The organism is Corynebacterium sp. (genome assembly GCF_030535495.1).
In the GTDB taxonomy this organism is placed as follows: Bacteria; Actinomycetota; Actinomycetes; order Mycobacteriales; family Mycobacteriaceae; genus Corynebacterium.
The window spans coordinates 1,621-4,402 of record NZ_JAUNRW010000145.1 but is presented as its reverse complement, the minus strand read 5'-3'; the positions used below and the strand labels follow the sequence as shown (position 1 = coordinate 4,402).

General features: G+C 67.0%; 3 protein-coding genes. 1 reads left to right on the top strand and 2 read right to left on the bottom strand.

Features of this window, described 5'->3' with window-relative positions:
• The coding region (locus tag Q4F73_RS11735) for a TOBE domain-containing protein (RefSeq protein ID WP_303359527.1) at positions 1–540 on the top strand (540 nt) is incomplete at its 5' end.
• A gap of 14 nt (positions 541–554) precedes the next feature.
• Here Q4F73_RS11735 and tgt read toward each other — a convergent pair.
• Together tgt and Q4F73_RS11725 are read right to left on the bottom strand one after the other, a co-directional pair.
• On the bottom strand, positions 555–1,796 hold the full coding sequence (tgt, locus tag Q4F73_RS11730) for a tRNA guanosine(34) transglycosylase Tgt (protein ID WP_303359526.1): 1,242 nt from the start codon (positions 1,794–1,796) through the stop codon (positions 555–557).
• Positions 1,793–2,782: MMPL family transporter (locus Q4F73_RS11725; RefSeq protein WP_303359525.1), on the bottom strand; the 990-nt coding region annotated here is incomplete at its 5' end. The genes tgt and Q4F73_RS11725, both read right to left, overlap by 4 nt.

Below are 2,782 nucleotides of genomic sequence, written 5' to 3'. Positions count from 1 at the left end.
CTGGGGGCCACCGCCGTGTACGTCACCCACGACCAGTCGGAGGCCATGGCCATGAGCGACCTGGTCGTGGTGATGAACGCCGGGCGCATCGAGCAGGTCGCCTCCCCCACGGAGCTGTACCGCCGACCCGCCTCCCGCTTCGTCGCGGGGTTCGTCGGCCGGGCCAACCTCATCGACGTCGAGGTGGCCAGCGTGGATGTCGACGGCGCACGCATCAGAGCCTTCGGGCAGGAGCTGACGGTCCCCGCCCACCCGGACCTGGGGGACCGTGACTTCCCGGCAGTTCTTCTGGTGCGTCCGGAACAGCTGGAACTCACCCCGCTCGAGACGGGTGCCGCTGACGACTCCACCGCGACCGTCATCGTCTCCGCCTTCATGGGCGAGCGCATCGACTACGAACTCGACTGGCAGGGGCAGAGGCTGCTGGCCAGCCTGGCCAACCCGGAGGAATCCGACGTCTACCCGGAGGGCACGCGCGTGCGCCTGTCGACGGCAGGTTCCCGTGCCTGGGTGCTCCCCGCCGACGAGGAGCGCGCGTAGGACGGACGCCGGGCCTACTTCTTCTTCGCGTAGTACCGGCCCATGAACTCGGTGCGGTACTCCTCGAAGTAGCCGCCGTCGATGGACTCACGGATGTTGTCCACCAGGCGGATCATGAAGCTCAGGTTGTGGATGGTGCACAGGGTCATGCCGAGGAACTCGTTCGCCTTGAACAGGTGACGCAGGTAGGCGCGGGAGTAGTTCTCGGAGACGTAGCCGCCGAACTCCTCGTCGATTCCCCGGAAGTCCCGCTTGAAACCGGCGTTGACCAGGTTGAGGCGCCCGTCGAGGGTGTACACGCCACCCCGGCGCGCCAGACGGGTGGGCGCCACACAGTCGAAGGTGTCGGCGCCGGCCTCGACGGCGGTGAAGATGTCGTCCGGCTCGGAGATCCCCAGCAGGTGGCGCGGCTTGTCCACGGGCAACTCGTCGCAGACCCAGCCCACGATCGTGCCCAGATTCTCCTTCTCCAGCGCACCACCGATGCCGTAGCCACCGAATCCGCGCTGGCCGGTGGCGACACTGGCCTCGGACAGTGCCACCAGGTCGCGGGTCGCCTGGCGGCGCAGGTCCTCGTACTGGGCGCCCTGGATGACCCCCCACAGGGACTGCAGGGGCTTGTCCGCCCGCAGCTGTGTCTGGCGATTGTGCTCGTCGATGCAGCGCGCCGCCCAGCGGTGGGTGCGCTCCACGGAGGACTCCTGGTAGGAGCGGGTGTCCATGAGGGTGGTCAGCTCGTCGAAGGCGAAGATGATGTCCGCGCCGAGCTGGTGCTGGATCTGCATGGAGATCTCCGGGGTGAAGCGGTGGCGGGAGCCGTCGATGAAACTGACGAAGTTCACCCCCTCCTCATCGACCCGGGCCAGATTCTTCTTCTCTCTGCCCCAGTCCTGGCCGTCCTTCTGCTCCATGGTCAGGGTCTTCTGGAATCCCACGCCCTGGCTCATCACCTGGAAGCCGCCGGAGTCGGTGTAGGTGGGGCCCGACCAGTTCTCGAAGCGCCCCACTCCGCCGGCCTCATCGACGATGTCGGCACCCGGCTGCAGGTAGAGGTGGTAGGCGTTCGACAGGATCGCCTGCGCACCCGTCTGCGTGATCTGCTCCGGCGTGAGGGTTTTCACCGTGGCCTTGGTGGCCACCGGGATGAACGCCGGTGTCCGGATGTCACCGTGCGGGGTGTGGATGGTGCCGGTACGCCCGTGGCGGCCGGGGCCGGGCTCCAGCTCGGTGCCCAGTGTGAATGACAGATCCGTCATGAGGTGACCTTCTCCATTTCCTTGCGGTGCGACTGTTGCGCGGCGTGCCGCTCCTCCCACTCCTTCTCCAGGGCGGTGCCCTCGATGTCCATGCGGGGGATGAGGCGGTTGAGCCAGCGGGGGATCCACCAGGTGGCGTTGCCCATGAGGAACATCGTGGCCGGCACCAGCGCCATGCGGACGAAGAAGGCGTCGAAGAAGACACCCACGCCGAGGGCGAAGCCGAAGATCTGGATGAACGGCAGCGGCTGGTCGATGAACGCGATGAACACGGCGATCATGATGAGCGCGGCGGCGGTGACCACGCGGGCGCCGCGGGTGAAGCCGACGATGGTGGATTCCTCGACGGCGTTGAGCTTGGAGATCGCCCGCGGGGTGTCCGGGTCCGGGTTCTCGTGGGATTTCACCCGCAGGTTGATGTAGTGCTCGCGCATGCGCGTGACCAGGAAGACCTGGTAGTCCATCGCCAGGCCGAAGGTGACGCCGATGAGGAAGATCGGCATGAAGGAAATGAGCGGCGCCGGGGTGTTCACGAGGTCCCACAGGCCCTCCTGCCACACGAGCACCGTCATGCCGAAGGCCGCGCCGACCGAGAGCAGGAAGCCCAGTCCCGCCACGAGCGGGACCATGACGGAGCGGAACACGCCGAGCAGCAGGAAGATCGCCAGGCCGACGACGATGCCCAGATACAGCGGCATGGCCCCGGAGAGGCGTTCGGTGATGTCCATCTGTACGGCGGTCAGGCCCGTCAGGCCGATGTCCGCGCCCGTGGCGTCGGCGATCTGTTCCCCCTGCTCACGCAGCGCATGGGAGACCTGGATGGTGTACTGGTCGTCCGGTCCCGTGAACGGCGTGACCATGATCTGGGCGGCGTTGGTGTCGGGGTTCATGCCGACGAGCTGGGCGTGCTTGACCCCTCCGACGTTCTTCAGCTGTCCCACGGTGTAGAGGAAGGAGCTGGTCACCGCCGCATCCTGGCGGTCCAC

Coding starts and splice junctions, on each gene's coding strand:
- tgt (WP_303359526.1), bottom strand. CDS start 1,796: ATGACGGATCTGTCATTCACACTGGGCACCGAGCTGGAGCCCGGCCCC.